This is a genomic window from Paraflavitalea sp. CAU 1676 (assembly GCF_029223285.1).
Lineage (GTDB): Bacteria > Bacteroidota > Bacteroidia > Chitinophagales > Chitinophagaceae > Paraflavitalea.
In genome coordinates this window covers 337,344-357,289 of record NZ_JARHUJ010000008.1, presented here as the reverse complement: position 1 = coordinate 357,289, position 19,946 = coordinate 337,344, and the positions used below count along the sequence as shown (strand labels likewise).

Genomic DNA, 19,946 nt, shown 5'->3' with positions numbered 1-19,946 from the left:
AAACCGTATAATCATTTATCACATACAAGTTCATGCGGGATTGCCGGAAGATGCAAAAAACCGCCGCACGCCCTCCCTTCCACTCTCCAGCAAGTCCTCCACCACTTTCTTCGGCAACTTACGCACCCGCCCCGAATAGTTCAGGGTGCTGATGGTAATGGTACGCTTCCAGGCGCTGCTGCCATTAGCCTCCGGACTCGGCTTGTCGATCAGCGTAACATACACAGCTTTCATATAATCCTTCAGGCTCTTGATGGGAATGGGAGAATTACCCGCCTTCAACCGGTTATGGGCGATCTGCTCGGGCGACTCCATCATCAACCCCAGCGTCTCCGGGTTTTCCATGAACACATTGCGGGGAAAGACCACCCCGGCCATGTATTTCGAAGAGTCGAACAGGAACAAAGGATAATTGCTGAGGGCGCCCCCGTCAACCATAGTATGGAGAACGATCCCTTTCTCCTTTTTCTCGTACACCTTACCCTGGTCATCGATCAATACCGGTTTAAAATAAAGCGGAATGGAGAGCGAGATGCGCACCGCATCCTTGATGGCCATATTGGGATATTGTTCATGGGAGAAAATACGCAGGCACTGATAGGTAAGGTCGGTACCCGTTATGTACAGATCTTTGTATCCTTTCGATCGTCCAAGCCGGTGCAATTCGGCAAAAGTGATAAGACCATTTCCTGTTTTGCGCGCAATCAATTCTTCCAGCCATTCCGAGATCTTCTCGCCCTTGTAATAGCCAAATTCTTTATTCAACCGGCGCATTCCCGAACCCACAAACCAGGATCCGTCATTGAATTGCTGCGGCTTTACATAGGCTGTTAACGATAATATCTCGCGTGGCGTATACCCCACCGAGAGCAACGCCGCCTGAATCGCTCCGGCCGACGTACCTCCCACCCGCTCAATATCATCGAGGATACACAAACTGTCCAGCACTTCAAAAGCACCGGCATAAGCAAACCCGCGCACACCGCCGCCTTCCAATACCAGGTTCTTGTAACAAGGGGCTTGAGCCACAGCGGCAATGCCCGTCGAAACAAACAATACGGTAGAAAGTAGTAAATGCTTCATGTACTAAATGTAACTACCAGTCGCCGTGAACAAAAGCCACGTAACCCTTTTAACGTTTTTTTAGAGACGAGAGCGCCTCTGAACAATTTCGTCCGATCACTCAGTTTGACATACTCGTCAGGAGTATCACTCCTGCAAAAGGCAATAACTACCACGCCAAAAAACAACAAAAACAGTTACCCACATACGCAACGAATAACCGTATTGAATTGTCTTATATGTAGAGGGGATTTTACAAATTTACATCAGCTTACAAGGCATCACACCACACGATCAGCCATCCACAAAAACAACAATAAAAACGCACCATGCCGGCCAGGATACCATATCAGCTATTACCCGCAGAGGCCAAAATCAGTCTTTTGGGCGGCTTTCCCCCACCTCTTACAGCGTTATCATCGCGATACTGTAGCGACCTCTTAGCGACATTATACCGGCCTTATAGCGACCTTATAGCGACATTATAGCGACTTTACAGCGATGCACTTCCCGGGGAGTCCCTGACCTGCTCCTGGTCCCCTCCTGATCTACCGGTGATCAGGCCCTGGTCTGCTGCTGCCTCCCCCCCGTTGTTACTGCTCGTGCTCATCTGCTTACTCCTCCTTTCGCCGCCACGCTGCTGCACATCTCACCCTGCCCTCGCCACAGCCTCCCCACACCACACCACCTCACGGTCAATCACAGCTGCTACGACAGCAAGTCTCCCAATAGCCACGCCCCCATCAACCCTTCAACTGGTCGATAGCAGGCCACATAGCTCAGTCTTTTGATCGATTAAATAGGAACACCAACCGTCGTACCCTCCGGCTTCACTTTAGCCGCGGGTTGTTTGGCCGGTACAGCCTTGGCAGGCTGGCCATTCTTTTCAGTGCTAGTGGGTGTCGTAGCCTTGGCAGGCTCACCGCGCTTCACCCCATTAGCCGGGGATCCTTTCCCGGTCGCACCTGCTCCACCTTTCACCGGCACCGAGGCTGCAGCCGACGGCTTCTTCTTACCCCCACCCACCAGGTTGGTAAAGTTGTAACTCACCGTGAGACGATAGCTGCGCGTACGCGCATTACTGAAAGACTCCAGGTTGTAATTGGGACCAAATGTATACGTAGTATATTTCTGCTGGAAGATAGGATCGATCGCATTGAGCGTAAGGATCAGTTTCTTCTTCAGCAGCTTATATTGAGCCGAAAGGTTCATACGCACGTTACTGCGCACCGTGCCCTGCGGATTGGCAAAGCGGTTCAGCGTAAAATTGCCATTGAAGTTCCACACATCCAGGGGCGAGTAGTTGGCATTGAAGCTCGTCGTGAACGAACCGCCATCCCGGTACTTGTTCTTCGTTTTGTCGTATTCGCTGTACTTGTTGAAAGTATAGCTCGCGCTCGCATTCATCCGCAACCTTTTCGACAAGGTATACCCGCTCCAGGTACTCACTTCATACTCATGGCGATCGTCGATGTTTTGCCAGGTTGTTTCCGTTTTGCCATCGGGCAGCAGGTTGCGGATCTGACTGAAAATGCTTTGCACCACATTGTAGCCGAAGCCCAGGTTCGTGTAATAGTTATTGCCATTCCGTCCCAGCACCAGGTCGAAGTTATGCGCTGTAGTAGGCGCCAGCTCCGGGTTACCGTAACGGATATTATTTGGATCACCGTAGTCGATACTAGGGTTGAGCTGACCGATACCCGGCCGGCGGATCGTTTTACGATAAGCCACACTCAGGTTCAGCACCTCTTCCCAACGCTGGTTGAAATTGGCGAAAGGCAGCCAGGTAGTATAATCATTGTTCACCTCCGTCTTATCCTTCAGGTCAAACTTAATATCGGTTACTTCGGCAGTAACACCGGCCGTAACGCTCATTTGCTCGGAGATGATCTGCTTCATCGAAAAGCGGCCACTGTGTACGCTCTGTTTAAAACCAAAATCATTACTCAACAGATCGCTCTTCACATATACGTTATCCGGCTTCTTCCAGTATTGCGTATTCAACACCACATGACTGGCATCGGCCACAGTACCTCCACCCACCGAGAAGGAGGTAGATTTATTGTCAAGCAGTTTATCGTAATTCACACGAACGCTATACCCATGGTTCCAGCTATCATTGAGCTGCTGTTGCGTAGAGTCGACACCCGTGGGCGTACGATCCGGAAACAGGAACTGCTGAAAGAAAGTACGGTCATTCTGGTTATAAGAGTAATTGGCGCCAGCGATCAGGCGCAACGTTTCACCCGGCTTCTTACCGCGATGGGTATAAGTAAGGTTCATCGCGGGGTTTACGTTCTGCCCCTCCGTTTCTACATACCGGTTGCTTAACTTATAGATCTCCTGGTGCTGGTTGAGGTTGGTATATTCATTCTCACTCCGGTTCCTGAAATCATTGTGGTTGAAGAGCAGCAGCACATTCACGATATTGTTGCGGTCGATATCGTAATCGATGCTCAACCGGGCGCCAGGCCGGGTATTGCGGTTGCGGTAACTGTTGGTGCTGTTGAAATAGTTCGTGGAATCCTTGTACAGGTTCTCCCGTTTGGAATAGCCGTACCCGTTCACCCGGTTATCGCCGGTATTGACGTTGAGGTTGATGGACAAACCCTTTTTGCGGTAATTGATATTGCCGCTGATATTGCGTTCGCCATTGGTGCCTGCTGTGAGGCTCAACCGCGCGCCGGCACCTACCCTGCCCTTACGGGTAATGATATTGATCACGCCGCCCTGCTCATTGGCATACTGGGGTGGCGGGTTGGTCATTACTTCAATGCGTTCGATCATACTGCCGGGCAGCGACTCGAGAAAATCCTGTAGCTGCTGGGCGTTGAGGTCAACCGGTTTATCGTCGATCAGGATCTTCGGCTCCTTACCCCGCACCACCACCTTGCCATCGGGATCGTTGGCCACCAGCGGCACGCTCTTCAGCAACTCACTGGCGGTAGAACCTGCACTCAGGGCCGATTCACCGGCATTGAACGTGATATTGCCATCCCGGCTCTGGATCAGGGGCTTCTCGGCATACACCACCACTTCCGCCATTTCGGAAGAAGTACCCGATTTCATCACCAGGTCGTTCATATTGAAATCGAACCGCTCTGTTCTGAAGTTCATGCTGTCGATGACCATGGGCTGAAAACCTACATACGTGATCTTCAACCGGTAATAGCCAAAAGCAATATTGGAAAGGGAGAAATTACCGTTCTTGTCCGAAAGGGTCGTTTTGCGGGTGAGGGTGTCGGCCAGCAATTGCAGCTCGACCGTAGCGTCGCCGATCGCTTTTTGTTTTTCATCCAGGATATTGCCGGTGATGATACCAGGCGATTGGCTCGCCGATTCCTGTGCTTGCAAGGAAAAGGCCCAAACGATAGAAAATATCAACAAAAAGCTACGGTAAATAAGGGTCATGCAAGCGTAAAGTTAACTTTTCATGAAAAATTGCTAAATCAATTGGGTCCAATATCCATATTTCAGGTATGAACGGAAGCCCTGTACAATCAGGACACCGGAATGGCCCCTTCCCGCTACTGTATCCCCCGCCAACCGCCACTTTAGCCGGTTATTCCACCCTACAGACGCTTTTTATCTACCCGGACTTGTTCGCCCGTTTACATTTTTTAACCACATTTTCATTTGAGAACAGACTAACAATCGTTTTATCGTTCAACAAGGAAGGCAGTGGTTGTAGCCCTGCCATCCTGTCATTATTTATCCCTCATTTTAGCTATCTTTGCCCCTTTCAAATTTTGAATAACTGATGCCGGATCTGATTACCCATACCAAACAGGACGAAAATCGCCAGGGAGAAACCTATGCCCCCTTCGTGAATGACCCTGTTGCCTATGGCAAGAAGTTTTACATAGAGAGTTATGGATGTGCGATGAATTTCTCGGATAGCGAGATTGTGGCCTCTATCCTCAACGAGAGTGGTTTTGGAGCTACCCGCAACTACGAAGAAGCCGACCTGATATTGATCAATACCTGCTCCATCCGCGAGAAGGCCGAGCAAACGGTGCGCAAGCGCCTCAGCGACCTGCGCACGGTAAAGGAAGAAAAACCCGGCGCCCTCATCGGCGTATTGGGCTGCATGGCCGAGCGCCTGAAGTCCAAACTGCTGGAAGAAGAAAAACTGGTAGACTTGGTAGTAGGTCCCGATGCCTACCGCACATTACCCGGCCTTATCGAAGAAGCGGCCGAAGGTCAGAAGGCGGTGAACGTACTCCTTAGCCGGGAAGAAACCTATGCCGACATCGCCCCCATCAGGCTCAACAGCAATGGCATCAACGCCTTTGTGAGCATCATGCGGGGATGCAACAATATGTGCTCCTTTTGCGTGGTACCTTTTACCCGTGGCCGCGAACGCAGCCGCGATGCAGACTCCATCGTGAAGGAATGCCAGGACCTGTTCAACCAGGGATACCGCGAAGTAACCCTGCTGGGACAAAACGTAGACAGCTATTACTGGAGCAGTGGCATCAATGGCGAGCACATCGTCACCTTCGCTGAGTTGCTCGAAAGAGTGGCCCTCGTGAACCCGCTGCTGCGTGTGCGTTTCTCCACCTCCCATCCCAAAGACATCAATGATGATGTGCTGTATACCATTGCGAAATACGAGAACATCTGCAAATACATACACCTGCCTGTGCAGAGTGGCTCTACCCGTATCCTGCAACTGATGAACCGCACCTATACCAGGGAGTGGTACATGGCCAAGGTAGATCGCATCATGAAGATCATCCCCGACTGCAGCATCAGCGCCGATATCATCGCGGGCTTCTGCACCGAAACGGAAGAAGATCACCAGGATACGCTTAGCATCATGGAGTACAGTAAATACGATTACGCCTACATGTTCTTCTACAGCGAAAGGCCGGGCACACTGGCTGCCCGCCGTTACAAAGATGATATACCCGAAGACTTAAAGAAGAGAAGGCTGGAAGAGATCATCAACATGCAACGCAAGCTTAGTCACGAAAGCAATATGAAGGATCTCGGCAAAACCGTAAAGGTGTTGATCGAGGGTGACTCTAAGAAAAGTGCCAACGATTGGATGGGCCGTACCAGTCAGTACAAAGTAGTAGTTTTTCCCAAAGGCGGCCACGCATTGAACAAAGGCGATTATGCGATGGTTACTGTAACGGAATGCACCGGCGGAACGCTGATCGGTCATATCGTTGAGTAATCACCGGCTGCTAATAATAAAGGATGATGGCAGGAATTGTGAAACCAGATTAAATGAGCTAAAAGAATTGTGACTATGGATATCCAATCAATCAAAAACCGCTTCGGCATCATTGGCAACTCACCTGCATTGAACTTTGCCCTGCAGGTAGCCGCCCAGGTAGCCAATACCGATCTCACCGTATTGATCAGCGGCGAGAGCGGGGCCGGTAAAGAAGCCTTCTCGCAGATCATTCATGCCCTTTCAAACCGTAAGCATAACCCCTTCATTGCGGTCAACTGCGGCGCCATTCCCGAAGGAACCATCGACTCCGAACTCTTTGGTCACGAAAAAGGATCCTTTACCGGCGCAGTAGATTCCCGCAAAGGCTATTTCGAAACCGTGAACGGAGGAACCATCTTCCTCGATGAAATTGGCGAAATGCCGCTCGGCACCCAGGCGCGCCTGTTGCGTGTACTGGAAACCGGTGAGTTCATCCGGGTAGGTTCGTCCAAGGTACAAAAGACCGATGTACGCGTCATTGCAGCCACCAATAAAGACCTGTTGGAATTCACCCAAAACGGAAAGTTCCGCGAAGACCTTTATTACCGCCTCAGCACGGTGCCCATCCGCGTGCCCGCCCTGCGCGATCGCAAAGAAGATGTACCCCTGCTGTTCAGGCGTTTCGCTGTTGATTTCGCAGAGAAATACAAGGCAATGCCCATCCAGCTTGACGATGAGGCGAAAGATGTGTTAATTAACTATGGCTGGCCCGGAAATATTCGTGAATTGAAGAATATTGCGGAGCAGATTTCCGTTCTTGCCACCGACAAGCAGGTAACTGCCCAGGAGCTCCGCCGCTTTTTGCCCGATAGGGACACCTCGAACAGGCTCCCGATATTCGTAGGCAATACCGGCAACACCAACGGGCATGAATTTGCCAACGAACGCGAGATCCTGTACAAGCTCTTCTTCGATATGAAGAAAGATGTAACGGAACTGAAGAAGATGTTTGTGGAGATATTGCAGAATCCAGGCATGGCCCAGCAACATCAGTCCATGATCAATGAACTGAAGGGCGGCAAGGAGATCATGGCGCCGTCGATCATGCAGCAGCCAGGCGCGGTAACCAGCGCACAACCGGTAATGCTGCACCACGACGATGCTATCCATCATCATGAAGAAGTAGAGGATTCCCTCAACATCATGGATATGGAAAAAGACCTGATCATGAAGGCGCTCAAAAAACACAAAGGCAAAAGAAAAGACGCCGCCACCGATCTGGGAATCAGTGAAAGGACCTTATACCGTAAGTTAAAAGAATATGATATCAAAGAATGACCTCATTATAAAGCGTAACGGGACCGCCAGCCGGTCCGGCAATATCGGCAATACACTGCATCAATGGTTCAAGGCTACCGGCATCCGGTTCCTGGCCCTGTTGTTGCTCGCCGGTATGCTGGTACTCGGCGGCTGCTATTCGTTCAAAGACCTGGGCAGCATACCGGCCGATGTGAAGACCTTTCAGGTAGAACTGTTCCTCAACAAAGCACGGTACGTGAACCCGCAATTGAGCCCGCAGATCACCGATAAACTGCGGCAAAAGATCGTGGGTCAAACCCGTCTGTCGCCGGTACAGGACAATGGCGATTACCAGATATCGGGCACCGTCACCGGTTACGATGTCAGCACATCCGCTATATCCAACCAGCAGGCATCGATTAACCGGCTTACCGTCGCCATGTCGATCAAACTGGTGAACAACAAGAACCCGGACGATCCCAAATCGAACTTCGAAGCCACGGTTTCCCGTAACTTCGACTTCAACGCCAGCCTTTCCCTTACCCAGGCCGAACCGCAGCTGACGCCAGACATCATCAAGAACATGGTGGATGAAGCCTTCAACCGCTTATTCTCAAACTGGTAAAAACCTTCATGCAACAACATATCCATACGATTGTAAAACACTTTTTTCAAAAGGATTCCCTGCAGGAAGTACCCGAGCAGGTGCTGCAGCAGTTCACGGAAGACCATCCCTACTCAACAGTAGGTCACTGGCTGCTGGCCAAGAAAGTGTACGATACGGCCCCCGACCGTGCCGCCACCCAATCGGCCCATGCCGTTGCCTGGTTCAATAATCCTTTGTGGTTGCACTGGACCCTCCAGGAGCATGAGCCGGTAGCAGAAACGCTGCTAATCCCAACGCACCGGTCGGAACCCGTAACAACCCGCCCGGCACCGGATGCTGAGGCAACCATCCCCACCGCTACAAACCCAGTAGAGGAAACACCGACAGCCCCCGAGGCAATTGCCGCCCCCGAAGCATTCGTAGCCCCCGTGGTGGAGACCAGGATCGCAATGCCCGAGCCCGCCGCAAACGAGATCAACGATATCGACGAAACCGAAATACTCATCCCCGGCGTATCCGAACCGGTAAGTCTGGTAGAAGAACCCCTGAGCCTGGTAGACGATGTGCCGCCGGCCATCACCACGGCCGAAATTCCGGCTAGCGCTACTGAAACCCCGGAGGCCATCGAGGCCTTTAAGATACAGCCCGTATTTTTTGTACCTGGCGATGTCACCGCCGCAGGGCCAGCCAGCACCCCATCAGCCGCCTCACAACCCGCTGAAAACGTGCAGGATACACCTGCTGCTGCGCAGGAGACTCCATTGATTACCATACCATTACCGGGCATTTCCGGCTTATCGGAAGCCTTTAAGCCATCGATCAGCGAAAACGAAGAGCCGGTATTTGAACCTTACCATACCATCGACTATTTCGCCTCTCTCGGCATCAAACTGCGGGATGTGGACATGAAGGACAAACTGGGCAAACAGCTGAAAAGCTTTACCGACTGGCTGAGGAGCATGAAAAAGATACCGCCCACAGCCGGCAACCCGGATATCCCGAACGCAGGCGATGAGGATACGGTACAGCAATCGATCCAGGCATTTGCGAGCCCATCCGTAGAAGGCAAAGAGATCGTTACAGAAGCCATGGCCGAGGTTTGGGTGAAGCAAGGTAGTAAGCAGAAAGCCATAGCGATATACGAGAAATTAAGTTTGCTGAATCCCGCCAAAACCCCTTATTTTGCAGCTCGTATTGAACAAATAAAAGCATTGTGATATGATTTTTTTCCTGATACTGATCATTATAGCAAGTGTAGCGATGGGCTTGTTTATCCTTATCCAAAACCCCAAAGGCGGTGGCCTGGCCGGTAATATCGCCGGTTTCAACTCCCAGTTCATGGGCGTAAAACAAACGACCGACGTACTGGAAAAAGGAACCTGGATCATGGCGGTAGCCATTGCATTGCTCTGCCTCTGCTCAGCCTTCTTTATCAAAGGCGGTGGCCCTTCAGTGAACGATTCCAACATCAGGCCTTCTACACAGCAAACAGCTCCTGCTACCACCCCTGCTCAGGGAACAGTACCAGCACCTGCAGCCAAGTAAAACCTGATCGAACAACATATTGCAACCCTGCCGGAAATGGCAGGGTTTTTTATTACTGGCCATAAGTTTCCAATTCTGCCTGCTTTAACTATTTTAGAGCGTCAATCTTTTATACCTATGTGGAAGAAGCTGATACTGATCGTACTTATTATCCTTTTGGCCGGTGCTGCATTTATAGGCTGGCGGTTCTTTATGGGCAATACACCCTTTGCCGAAAAACACAAATACCTCTACATCCGTACCGGCCACGCCAACTACGACGAAGTGCTGCAAACCATCAAAGACAGCAACTTCGTGCGCAACCCCGGGTCGTTCGATTTCCTGGCCCGCCGTATGGACCTGCCCGAAATGATCAGGCCCGGTAAATACGAGATCAGCAAAGGCATGAGCCTGTCGGATATCGTGCGCATGCTGCGCAATGGCCGCCAGGTGCCCGTAAACCTTGTGATCACCAAGGTGCGCACCAAAGAAGATTTGGCCGCCCTCATTGGCCGCAAATTCGAGTGCGACTCCGCCTCCGTAATGGCATACATGAGCAATGAGGATACCCTCAAAGCCTATGGCTTCGATGCCAATACCATCATGGCCACCGTATACCCCAATACCTACACCTACTTCTGGAACAATACCCCACCGGGTATCTTCAAAAAACTGTTTGCCGAATACAAAAAGGTATGGACACCCGAAAGGCAACAACAGGCCAAAGACCATGGACTTACTACGGTACAAGCCTATACCCTGGCATCCATCATTGAAGAAGAAACCCAGAACAACCGCGAAAAGGACACCATGGCCAGCGTATACCTCAACAGGTACCGCAGCGGCATGATGTTGCAGGCCGACCCCACCGTGAAGTTTGCCCTGCGCGATTTCACCATCAAACGCATATACGAAAAACACCTGCAGGTAGAATCGCCGTACAATACCTACCGGAACAAAGGATTGCCCCCGGGCCCCATTTGCACACCGTCACTCACCACACTCGATAAAGTACTCCAGTCACCAACGACAAAGTATTTGTATTTTGTAGTGAGTCCCGATCTTACAAAACATATCTTCACCGAGAACTATAAGGACCATATGGCCTATGCCCGTGAATTCCACAAATCGATGGACGAGCGGGCGGCAAAGAAAAAAGCCGCTGAAGATAGCAGTGCAGCCAACTAAACAAGCGAGGAACCAAGGATACTAATGAACAAACTGGAGCGCATACTGCTGAACTTACCGCCCGTTAAATTCGTAACGGACAGAAGCAAGCACATCATATTGCCTGGCTTCGATCGGGTGCCGCTGTATGACGTGGGGGTATTCTTCTTCGAGCAGGTGAAGAAAGTAGGGCTCACAGAAAGGGCCTCGGCCGTATCGTACAACTTCATCATGGCCATCCCCCCTACATGCCTGTTCCTGTTCACCCTGATACCCCAGTTGCCCTTCATCAGGAAAAGATCGGTGCAATGGGAACTGAAAAGAATTATCCGGGACATGATCCCCGCTCCCGAATACAACAAAGAGATCATCAAATTCGTCGACGGCTTCTGGAACGATCCTAAGATAGGACTCCTCTCTTTCGGCTTCATATTGCTGATCTTCTTCGCCTCCAACGGCATGATGGGGCTGATGCGCTCCTTCAATAAGAACTATATTGGCTTTCAACGCAGAACAGGATTACAAACCCGCTGGGCAGCTATCAAGCTAACTTTGCTGATGATGGGCCTCATCTTTTCCTGCCTGTTATTGCTCTCGCTGCAGGGTATCGTATTGAGTTGGATGGGTATCAGCAGCAACTTCGTGAAGTCGATCATCAAATTCGTGCGCTGGGGATTCCTGATAGCGTTAATCTTTTACGCATTTGGCTTTATTTACAAATATGCGCCGGCCATCAAGAAGCGATGGAGCATCGTATCGCCAGGGTCAATACTGGCTACTTTTCTCAGCATCCTCTCTACGGTGGGCTTTTCCCTGTTCGTGAGCAGTTTTGGCAAATACAATGCACTTTACGGCTCAATTGGCACCATCATTGTGCTTATGATCGTGATATACATCAATTCGCTGGTATTATTAATCGGCTATGAATTGAACGTGAGTATCCACTCAATCAAGGCGTTGTCTGATGAACGGGTAAAACATGAGACAAGTGGGCAGCTGGCGAAATGATTTTTTCGTTAACTTGTAGTAAAACCATTGTATCATGAAGAAGCTTGTGACATGCCTGGTGCTACCGGTCATAGCATTGCTGGCCTTCACCGTCCACACGGACCCACTGCCGATCGGCGCACCACTTCCCAAAGCAGAGAACAAGATCAAAGACATTTCGGGCAAAGAACTTACCCTTAAAGGAGCTACCCGCGACAATGGCCTGCTGGTCATGTTCAGTTGCAATACCTGCCCGGTGGTGATCAACAACCAATCCCGCACAAACGAAGTTTGCAAATACGCACAGGATAAACAAGTGGGCGTAGTATTGCTCAACTCGAATGAAGGCAACCGCGCCGGTTCCGAATCGCTCGAAGCGATGAAGAAATACGGAGATGGCCAGGGCTTCAACTGGTATTATGCCGAAGACAAAAACAATGAACTCGCCGACGCATTTGGCGCAACCCGTACACCGGAATGTTTCCTGTTCGACAAAGCAGGAAAGCTGGTTTACCACGGCGCCATCGACGACAATCCAAATAATGCCGAAGCTGTAAACCGCAAGCACCTTAAGGAAGCAATTGATGAAGTGACCGCCGGTAAGGATGTGAGCGTTAAACAATCCCGTTCTATCGGATGCTCTATCAAGAGAAAGTCATGAGCACCCCGTTTTTAAAATCATGTCAGACAAAGGGCCACCCATAGCGGTGGCCTTTTTTGGGGATTGCACTCCGCCATCGCAGTGCAATTCATTCTTCCCTTCGTGTAGGTCCGCCCGTTTAAGTTCACCTCAACGGCGCCTCCTCCCTCACCCTCTTCAGTCCACAATCCCTTTGCGATCGCCGCTGCACAGGTATTCAATGTTGGACAAGTTACCATTGTAAAACCCGGCAAACTGGCCACCCTGGCTGCTCAAACCCATATGCGTGGGCAAACCATTGCCATTCCAACCGGTAGCATAGCCGTTATTAACACTGTAGTTGCGGTCAATGAACATCCACACGGGGCTCGTGCGGTGAATGGCTGGTTGATCGTCATAGACCACGCCGGGGATCACCAGGTTGCCGCGTGCATCATAGCTATAATCTGTACGCAGTGGAAACCCGGGAGCATTGTACCACGCCTGGGAGGTATGGCTGATGCGTTCCTGCTGATCGTACTCGAAGGCAACGACCGCCACATCATAATACAGATCGGGCTCACCATTATCGATGAAGCCGAAATAGAATACTGTATCACGCACAATGCGGCCGTTCTTATCATAGACATAGCGGTGCCAGAACTCAAACGTGTTGTCATTGTACAAACCGATGTAATCGGTAAGCTGCTTTTTATTGTTATAGAGGAAAAATCCGTCAGGCCGGCCGGTACCGGTATTGGTTTGGGTGATCCTGAGCGGATCGCCCGATTTGTTGTAAGAAAAGGAAACCAGTACAGAATCGAAGGGAAAAGAATACCGCATCGAGCTAACGCGGCATTGGTCATTTTTCTTGGGCCCTTTTCGCAGGGCGGGCTCCTGTTTGTGACAGGCAACAAAGCAAAGGGCAATAGCAAGCAGGCTGCAAAGCAGATAGATTGGGTAGATCTTCCTCATGTATTCGGTTTGGCCAGGTAGTTTCAAAACTGAGGCCAGGGTATCGCTACCATTTTATGCCCAAATTATCATTGGGGGGAAACATAATATGAGGAAAAAAGCCCCGGAAATATCCGGGGCCCTTCGATCTAAGTTTCAAGGGTAACAACTAAGCTATTCGTAAGTGATCTCCACTTGCCGGGATGGAAACCAGACATGGAGGAAGTGGAAGAAATAACCGTCTTTGTAATGCAGCTTTACAGGTAAACCTGCTTTATTGTATTCATCGGCAACGAACGGATTATTGAGACTGTAGTCTTTCGCCATCAGCATCCAGTTGGGATCGATCCGGTACAGGCTCGCCCTGGTATCAACCGTATCAGCTCTTCCCACGAGATTGTTTTTGATATCATAGGGATAGTCGGTGGTGAACTTGTAATTGATGTTGGGCTTCAATACCGTTGTTTCGGTCTTCACCACCCTGCCATAAGAATCATAACTGTAGTTGGAAACCAGCATGGTCGAATTGTCGGTCGGACGGTCATCCGTAATAGTACCCAATTGATAAAGGGTATCCTGGATCACGCGGCCGGCATTGTTATACACGTAGTGGTACCAACTATCGAAAAACTTGCCATCGTAAGTAGTGATGCGGTCCGTAACCTGTCCCTCATGATTATAACGAAAGATGGTATTGAAACGACCTGTAGAGGGTTTGTCGAAAGTGATATTCATCAGGTCACCCTTTTCGTTATAGGTGAAGGAAGCAATGACGCTATCCAGCGGGCTCCATCCTTTGATGGATTTGATGCGATAGGCAGTTACAGACTCCCCTTCACCGCCACCTTTGTTTACATAATCCAATAGCTTGTTACAACTACTCAACATACTAACCAGGGCCAAAGCGCCCACGATTAAAGAGATACGATTCCCTTTCTTCATACTTGAAAAGATTTAATGAGTTTTTAGAAACGATAAAACACCACAGGCTGCGACCGGCCGGCAGCCCGCGCGGTTTTTGAGGAAATGGAATAATAAATGAGTGTTGTTAACAACGACCTGGAAGACTAACAGAGAGTGGATTGCAAAAGTAGGAGGAAAAAATATACACGATCCTGGGTATGCAATTATTGTGCATGAAATGGCAATTCAGTTTGCCAAACTATACTGCAGGTCGTACCAACGTATAGAAACAACCGGAGTTTCGGAACACAACCAGTCAGCAAATCACAAGTCACGTTTCGCACTTCACTCGCCACCACTGCGCGCGGACCACGACTAGCTCTGGAAGCTCAGGACCACGTTTCGCTCAACAAGCCCAGTGTTCAGTATCCCACCGGCTACCACATGCGACATACACTTTACGCAGCGAGCCCGGTGTTCGCCTCTCCTCCCACCACGGAGCGGCACACGCTGTACACAGCAAGCCCGGTGTTCCCCACGCCACCACTGCTTGCCACACAAACTGCGCCACCTGTTCCGGATTAAGCGAAGGAATTACTTCAATGCAGCCTTTATCTCCGGCACTACCTGCCGGTCGGTGAGGGCGCGGTCGAAGAAACGCCGGTAACCGGTTTTATTGTTGACAAACAAAGTGGCGGGAATGCCGCCTTGCCAGCGCGCATTGATCTTCGGACAGAAATAATCAGCGTCCGATTCATCGAGCCAGTAGATGGTAGCCTTGTAGTTTTTATTTTTGACGAACGCTTCCAGTTTCCTGGGGAAGTCTTTGGGAAAATCCAGACTCACGAGCACCAGTTCCACTTTTTGATCGGCAAACTGCGCCACGCCCTCCTGCAGGTAAGGGATCTCCTCCACGCAGGGCGCGCACCAGGTGGCCCAGAAACTGATGACCAGCGGATGATCGCTGTTCTGCATATGCGCTTCCAGGTCGGTGATCTTGATCTTCTTCACCTGCGCCAGGGCTCCCAGCGCCGGTAACAGGATCAAGAGTAAAAGGATAATTCTTTTCATAATTTCATTTCAGTGATTGGATCTCCCATCGTTGCCCCGACGCCTGTCGGGGATGCCTTGGTGCCTGGATGCCTTTCTCCCCCCGGTTGCCTCGACACCTCCGTTGCCTCGGTGCCTGGATGTCCCGACGCATGTCGGGAACACCTCCGTTGCCTCGCTGCCTTTCCTAATCCACCACCCTGTCTTCGCCCAAAAAACCCCACTCGGTAAGCAGGTTGCCGAGCATCGGCTCCTGCAGCTTACGCTGCGCATAATGCCCGGCATTCTTCTTCTGCCTGTAAGCCTCGTATAAGGTCACCGCACAGGCCACCGAAATATTGAGCGACTGAATGATGCCCTGCTGCGGGATGATGAAATTGCCATCCGCCATCGTCCGGATCTCTTCACTTACGCCCGAGTGTTCGTTGCCAAAAACCAGCGCCATCGACCCCGTGAAATCGATACTGTACAAATCTACGGCATCACTGCTCAGGTGGGTCGTTAAAATACGGTCATAACGGGTACGCAGTTGTTTTACGCATTCTTCCGTATTCGTGAACTGATGTATAGTAAGCCATTTGGCCGCACTGCTGCTGCTTTTGGCGCCCCATTTCTTGTGCGGGGCGATCCGGGTACTCAAAACATAGATCTCCTGGATGCCACAGGCATCGCAGGTACGCATTACCGCCGAAATATTATGAGGGTCAAATACATTCTCCAGGACAATCGTAAGGTCATTTTGCCGTTTATTAAGGACTGATAACAATCTTTCACGTCTTTCTGGCGTCATATTTGTAAAGTATTGAATGCTAAAGTACAATAAACTATTTTTGCAACCTGTAAACCATCGCAAACCCTGATTACCATGCTTAAGAAAATACTTAAGATCACCGGAATCACCCTGCTTGTACTGATCGTGATCCTCTTTACTGCCCCCTTTATCTTCAAAGGGAAGATCGTAAAGATCGCCAAGGAACAGATCAACAAAAATATCAATGCGAAAGCCGACTTCAAAGATGTGAGCATCTCCTTCTTCCGTCGCTTTCCCCGTGTGTCTCTGGCACTCGAAGATCTGCAGGTGATCGGTATCGGTGAATTCTCCAAAGACACCCTCATCAGCGCCAAAGAGATCGACGTAGCCGTGAATCTCTTTAGCGTATTCAGCGCCAAAGACATGAAAGTGTATGCCATCAACATCGATGAGCCCCGCATTCATGCCCTGGTCACCAAAGAAGGCAAAGCCAACTGGGATATCGCCAAACCCGATACGGCCACCGTAGCTACGCCCGAAGAGCCGGCCAGCCCCTTCAAGCTGAACCTGCAAAAATATGCCATCACGAATGGATATGTGTACTACGACGACGCCAGTGCCGGTATGAGCAGCGAGATCGTGAACCTCAACCACGAAGGCAGCGGCGATTTTACCGCCGACCTGTTCACGCTCCAAACCAACACCACCGCCGACGCTGTAACCTTTACCTACGGCGGAATCCCCTACCTGGCCAAAACGAAAACGGCCATCGACGCAGATTTCCAGATCGACTCGAAGAATAGCAAATACAGTTTCAAGACCGATGAGATCAATGTGAACGATCTCAAGGTGAGCACCGAAGGATTCTTCCAGTTGGTCAACGACAGCACCTACAACATGGACATCGCTTTCAAGGCGCCGTCTACCGATTTCAAAAGCATCCTTTCGCTCGTGCCTGCCGTTTACCAGCAGGACTTTGCCAATATCAAGACCAGCGGCAAGGCCCTCTTCGACGGATTTGTAAAAGGAACATTCAGTCCCACGCAGATCCCCGCTTACAATATCAACCTCGGCATCCAGGACGGGTTCTTCCAATACCCCGACCTGCCACAGCCGGTTAAGAACATCAACATCGACCTCAAGGTCAACAATCCCGATGGTGTAACCGACAATACCGTGGTGAATATCCCCAAAGCGCATATTGAGTTCGGTAATGATCCGTTCGACTTCCACCTTGAACTGAGAAAGCCCCTTACCGATCAATACATCGATGCAGGTGCCAAGGGAAAACTGAACCTCGCCAGCATTACCCAATTCGTGAAGCTGCCAGATACCAAGCTCGCGGGCACCGTAAGCGCCGACGTGACCGCCAAGGGTAACCTGGCCGTGATGACGCAGCAAAAGCCCGGCGAATTCAGCGCCAAAGGTTTTGTAGACATCGCCAACCTGTTCTACTCATCCAAAGACTTCCCGCAACCGATCCAGAATACCAGCGCACGCATCAATATCGACAATCCCGATGGCGTGCCCGATCATACTACCGTTCAGATCCCCGCTGCACACGTAGAAGTGGGCAAAGATGCGGCCGATCTTACGCTGTTGCTGAAGACGCCGGCCTCCGATCCTTATTTTGAAGGAACAGTGAAAGGTGGACTCAACCTTGCCAATATCGCACAGTTCTATGCCTTCGAAGCGGGTACCTCATTGGCAGGTTTGCTGAATGCTGATATCGCCTTTAAAGGAAAGAAATCGTATATCGATAAAGGACAGTACGAAGCTTTCCAGACCTCCGGCGCCATCAAGGGCAGCAACATCGTGTACAAATCGAAAGACTATCCCGATGGAGTAAGCATCAGCAATACCGGACTCACCTTCAACCCGAAGAATGTAACGCTGAACAACCTGGCGGGTAAGTTCATGGGTACCAATTTCAACGCCAATGGCAGCTTCGACAACCTGATCGGCTATGCCATGAAGGATGAGCCCCTTACGGGAACACTCAATGTATCGGCCGACAAACTGGACCTTAATAAACTGATGGGCGCTACGACCGATGCCACCGATACGGCAACCGTTACGACCAGCGAAGCGCCCTTCGCCGTTCCTAAGAATATTCAGCTTACACTCAATACCAAGGTGGATGAAGTGAAGTACGACAAGGTAGATTATAAGAACATCAGCGGCACCCTCGCATTAAAAGATGAAACGGTAGCGCTGAAAGATGTGAAGATGAATGCCCTCGACGGCAGCATCGGACTGAACGGCTCTTATTCCACCAAAGCCAGCAAGACCCACCCTGATATTTCACTGGCTTACGATGTACAAAACCTCGACGTGCAAAAGACCTTCACGGCCTTCAATACAGTGCAGAAGTTGATGCCGATCGGACAGTTCATTGCGGGCAAGCTCACTTCAAAAATGACGATGAAAGGTAAATTGGGAGAAGACATGATGCCCGACCTGAGCACGCTGACGGGAGATGGTACCCTGTTTTTGCTGGAAGGATTCCTGGCGAAGTTCCAGCCACTGGAGAAACTGGCTTCCACGCTCAACATCACGGACCTGAAATCGATCTCCGTAAAAGATATCAAGAACTATTTCGAGTTTGCCAATGGCAAAGTGCTGGTGAAACCCTTTACATTCAAAGTGAAGGATATGGATATGGAAGTAGGTGGCATGCACGGGCTCGATCAGTCGCTCGATTATGTGATGAACCTGAAAGTGCCGCGCGCCAAGCTGGGCGAAAAGGCGAATAGCCTGGTGAACAACCTGGCCTCGCAGGCAACAGCCAAGGGCGTTCCTGTAAAGCTGAGCGATGTGATCAACCTCAAGGTGAATATCGGCGGCAGCATCACCAACCCTTCTATCAAAACCGATCTGAAGGATGCCGGCAGCAGTCTGGCACAGGATATGAAGGCCCAGGCCACCGATTTCGTGGAAGCTAAGAAAGCGGCCGCTGACAGCGCCGTAGCGGCAGCGAAGCAGGCCACCAAGGATTCTATCGCTTCGGCCAAGAACCAGGTCGTAAAGGGTCTTAAGGACGAGCTGGCGAAGCAGATCTCGGGACAGAAGGATACTACCAATACCGGCGGCACGAAAGACGCGAAGAAGAACCTCGAAGAAACCGGCAAGGGCCTTATCAATGGGTTCCTGAAGAAGAAGAAGCCGGCGACCACGGACAGTACGAAGCATTAAGCGGCAGGGCATGCTAAACCGTACACCCAGGGCCACCCAATCCCTCAAGCCAGTTTAGGATCCCGCAGTTAACATATCATTCAAACCCCGGCCTATCGGCCGGGGTTTGCTTTTTGGGGAAGGCCTCCTAAAACCGTCGGTTCACTTGAGCCTACATCCGTGGTCCGCTCTTCACCCGCCACCCTTACCCATAGCGCCGCTCCTCATCCTACCTGCACCCATACTACACACTCAGAACTCAGCCAGCAACCCGCTTTGGCATTGACTAAGTATTGCCTGGCTCCACTATGAAAACAGGCCATTTTTAGTGGATATCAGCGCAACCCGCCATGCCTTAACGATGAAGCAGCCGCCCGCAGAATACTGACCGGGTGGCGCAAGGTTGCCCAGGGGGCGGCCTACCAGAACCCGCCCCGGCCACCGGCTAATACGCCCCTCATCCCCCCGGAAAACCCGACCCCAGCAGCCCGGGAACCCCAACTTGCCAGGCCAAACGCCACTAGTTACCCCACCCCTCACTCTCCCGCAAAACCAGCTCCCGCCGCCGGTAAATCCGCATAACCATGCAGGCCAAAAAAATCCGCTCCCATATTGATTTAGAGGGCTTTTGCCATATATTTGCCATCCTTAAAAACACAACTCGAATCAGAATCAACTACTT

15 protein-coding genes are annotated in these 19,946 nt (G+C 50.8%); 9 read left to right on the top strand and 6 right to left on the bottom strand.

Annotated features, from left to right (window positions below; translation table 11 throughout):
* Window positions 1–30 precede the first annotated feature (30 nt).
* Window positions 31–1,083, bottom strand: a complete 1,053-nt coding sequence (locus P2H89_RS26310; protein ID WP_275832698.1) for a patatin-like phospholipase family protein — start codon at window positions 1,081–1,083, stop codon at window positions 31–33.
* A 774-nt stretch (window positions 1,084–1,857) separates the two neighbouring features.
* On the bottom strand, window positions 1,858–4,473 hold the full coding sequence (locus P2H89_RS26305; protein WP_275832696.1) for a TonB-dependent receptor: 2,616 nt from the start codon (window positions 4,471–4,473) through the stop codon (window positions 1,858–1,860).
* A 349-nt stretch (window positions 4,474–4,822) separates the two neighbouring features.
* Between P2H89_RS26305 and miaB the strand changes: the two genes are divergently transcribed.
* The 8 genes from miaB to P2H89_RS26265 all read left to right on the top strand — a co-directional run bounded on the left by miaB (window position 4,823) and on the right by P2H89_RS26265 (window position 12,474).
* Window positions 4,823–6,247 carry a tRNA (N6-isopentenyl adenosine(37)-C2)-methylthiotransferase MiaB gene (miaB, locus tag P2H89_RS26300; RefSeq protein ID WP_275832694.1) on the top strand — a complete coding sequence of 475 codons (1,425 nt, stop codon included), beginning with the start codon at window positions 4,823–4,825 and terminating at the stop codon, window positions 6,245–6,247.
* Window positions 6,248–6,322: 75 nt separating this feature from the next.
* Window positions 6,323–7,567 (top strand): sigma-54 dependent transcriptional regulator, encoded by a 1,245-nt coding sequence (locus tag P2H89_RS26295; RefSeq protein WP_275832692.1) that lies wholly within the window; start codon window positions 6,323–6,325, stop codon window positions 7,565–7,567.
* Complete coding sequence (locus tag P2H89_RS26290) at window positions 7,551–8,153, top strand: LptE family protein (RefSeq protein WP_275832690.1); 603 nt, start codon at window positions 7,551–7,553, stop codon at window positions 8,151–8,153. The genes P2H89_RS26295 and P2H89_RS26290 overlap by 17 nt, the downstream gene beginning before the upstream one ends.
* A gap of 8 nt (window positions 8,154–8,161) precedes the next feature.
* Window positions 8,162–9,352, top strand: coding sequence for a hypothetical protein (locus tag P2H89_RS26285; RefSeq protein ID WP_275832688.1), 1,191 nt, complete (start codon window positions 8,162–8,164; stop codon window positions 9,350–9,352).
* Window position 9,353: 1 nt separating this feature from the next.
* Complete coding sequence (gene secG, locus P2H89_RS26280) at window positions 9,354–9,680, top strand: preprotein translocase subunit SecG (protein WP_275832686.1); 327 nt, start codon at window positions 9,354–9,356, stop codon at window positions 9,678–9,680.
* A 117-nt stretch (window positions 9,681–9,797) separates the two neighbouring features.
* Window positions 9,798–10,847 carry an endolytic transglycosylase MltG gene (gene mltG, locus P2H89_RS26275; protein ID WP_275832684.1) on the top strand — a complete coding sequence of 350 codons (1,050 nt, stop codon included), beginning with the start codon at window positions 9,798–9,800 and terminating at the stop codon, window positions 10,845–10,847.
* 24 nt (window positions 10,848–10,871) lie between these two features.
* Window positions 10,872–11,834: a YihY/virulence factor BrkB family protein gene (locus tag P2H89_RS26270; RefSeq protein ID WP_275832682.1), complete on the top strand. Its 963-nt coding sequence runs from the start codon at window positions 10,872–10,874 to the stop codon at window positions 11,832–11,834.
* Between the two features lie 34 nt (window positions 11,835–11,868).
* Window positions 11,869–12,474: a thioredoxin family protein gene (locus P2H89_RS26265; RefSeq protein ID WP_275832680.1), complete on the top strand. Its 606-nt coding sequence runs from the start codon at window positions 11,869–11,871 to the stop codon at window positions 12,472–12,474.
* A gap of 156 nt (window positions 12,475–12,630) precedes the next feature.
* Here the strand turns inward: P2H89_RS26265 and P2H89_RS26260 are convergent, their stop codons facing one another.
* The 4 genes from P2H89_RS26260 to P2H89_RS26245 all read right to left on the bottom strand — a co-directional run bounded on the left by P2H89_RS26260 (window position 12,631) and on the right by P2H89_RS26245 (window position 16,129).
* Entirely contained in the window at window positions 12,631–13,407 is a 777-nt protein-coding gene (locus P2H89_RS26260) for a hypothetical protein (protein WP_275832678.1), read from the bottom strand.
* Window positions 13,408–13,560: 153 nt separating this feature from the next.
* Window positions 13,561–14,328 (bottom strand): hypothetical protein, encoded by a 768-nt coding sequence (locus P2H89_RS26255; RefSeq protein WP_275832675.1) that lies wholly within the window; start codon window positions 14,326–14,328, stop codon window positions 13,561–13,563.
* 555 nt (window positions 14,329–14,883) lie between these two features.
* Window positions 14,884–15,360, bottom strand: a complete 477-nt coding sequence (locus P2H89_RS26250) for a TlpA disulfide reductase family protein (protein ID WP_275832673.1) — start codon at window positions 15,358–15,360, stop codon at window positions 14,884–14,886.
* A 166-nt stretch (window positions 15,361–15,526) separates the two neighbouring features.
* Window positions 15,527–16,129, bottom strand: coding sequence for an RNA methyltransferase (locus P2H89_RS26245; RefSeq protein ID WP_275832671.1), 603 nt, complete (start codon window positions 16,127–16,129; stop codon window positions 15,527–15,529).
* Between the two features lie 75 nt (window positions 16,130–16,204).
* Between P2H89_RS26245 and P2H89_RS26240 the strand changes: the two genes are divergently transcribed.
* Window positions 16,205–19,285, top strand: a complete 3,081-nt coding sequence (locus P2H89_RS26240; protein WP_275832669.1) for an AsmA-like C-terminal region-containing protein — start codon at window positions 16,205–16,207, stop codon at window positions 19,283–19,285.
* Window positions 19,286–19,946: the final 661 nt, after the last annotated feature.

Bases quoted from the DNA above. Each gene is read 5' to 3' on its own strand.
- P2H89_RS26310 (WP_275832698.1), bottom strand. From the start codon at position 1,083: ATGAAGCATTTACTACTTTCTACCGTATTGTTTGTTTCGACGGGCATT.
- P2H89_RS26305 (WP_275832696.1), bottom strand. From the start codon at position 4,473: ATGACCCTTATTTACCGTAGCTTTTTGTTGATATTTTCTATCGTTTGG.
- miaB (WP_275832694.1), top strand. From the start codon at position 4,823: ATGCCGGATCTGATTACCCATACCAAACAGGACGAAAATCGCCAGGGA.
- P2H89_RS26295 (WP_275832692.1), top strand. From the start codon at position 6,323: ATGGATATCCAATCAATCAAAAACCGCTTCGGCATCATTGGCAACTCA.
- P2H89_RS26290 (WP_275832690.1), top strand. From the start codon at position 7,551: ATGATATCAAAGAATGACCTCATTATAAAGCGTAACGGGACCGCCAGC.
- P2H89_RS26285 (WP_275832688.1), top strand. From the start codon at position 8,162: ATGCAACAACATATCCATACGATTGTAAAACACTTTTTTCAAAAGGAT.
- secG (WP_275832686.1), top strand. From the start codon at position 9,354: ATGATTTTTTTCCTGATACTGATCATTATAGCAAGTGTAGCGATGGGC.
- mltG (WP_275832684.1), top strand. From the start codon at position 9,798: ATGTGGAAGAAGCTGATACTGATCGTACTTATTATCCTTTTGGCCGGT.
- P2H89_RS26270 (WP_275832682.1), top strand. From the start codon at position 10,872: ATGAACAAACTGGAGCGCATACTGCTGAACTTACCGCCCGTTAAATTC.
- P2H89_RS26265 (WP_275832680.1), top strand. From the start codon at position 11,869: ATGAAGAAGCTTGTGACATGCCTGGTGCTACCGGTCATAGCATTGCTG.
- P2H89_RS26260 (WP_275832678.1), bottom strand. From the start codon at position 13,407: ATGAGGAAGATCTACCCAATCTATCTGCTTTGCAGCCTGCTTGCTATT.
- P2H89_RS26255 (WP_275832675.1), bottom strand. From the start codon at position 14,328: ATGAAGAAAGGGAATCGTATCTCTTTAATCGTGGGCGCTTTGGCCCTG.
- P2H89_RS26250 (WP_275832673.1), bottom strand. From the start codon at position 15,360: ATGAAAAGAATTATCCTTTTACTCTTGATCCTGTTACCGGCGCTGGGA.
- P2H89_RS26245 (WP_275832671.1), bottom strand. From the start codon at position 16,129: ATGACGCCAGAAAGACGTGAAAGATTGTTATCAGTCCTTAATAAACGG.
- P2H89_RS26240 (WP_275832669.1), top strand. From the start codon at position 16,205: ATGCTTAAGAAAATACTTAAGATCACCGGAATCACCCTGCTTGTACTG.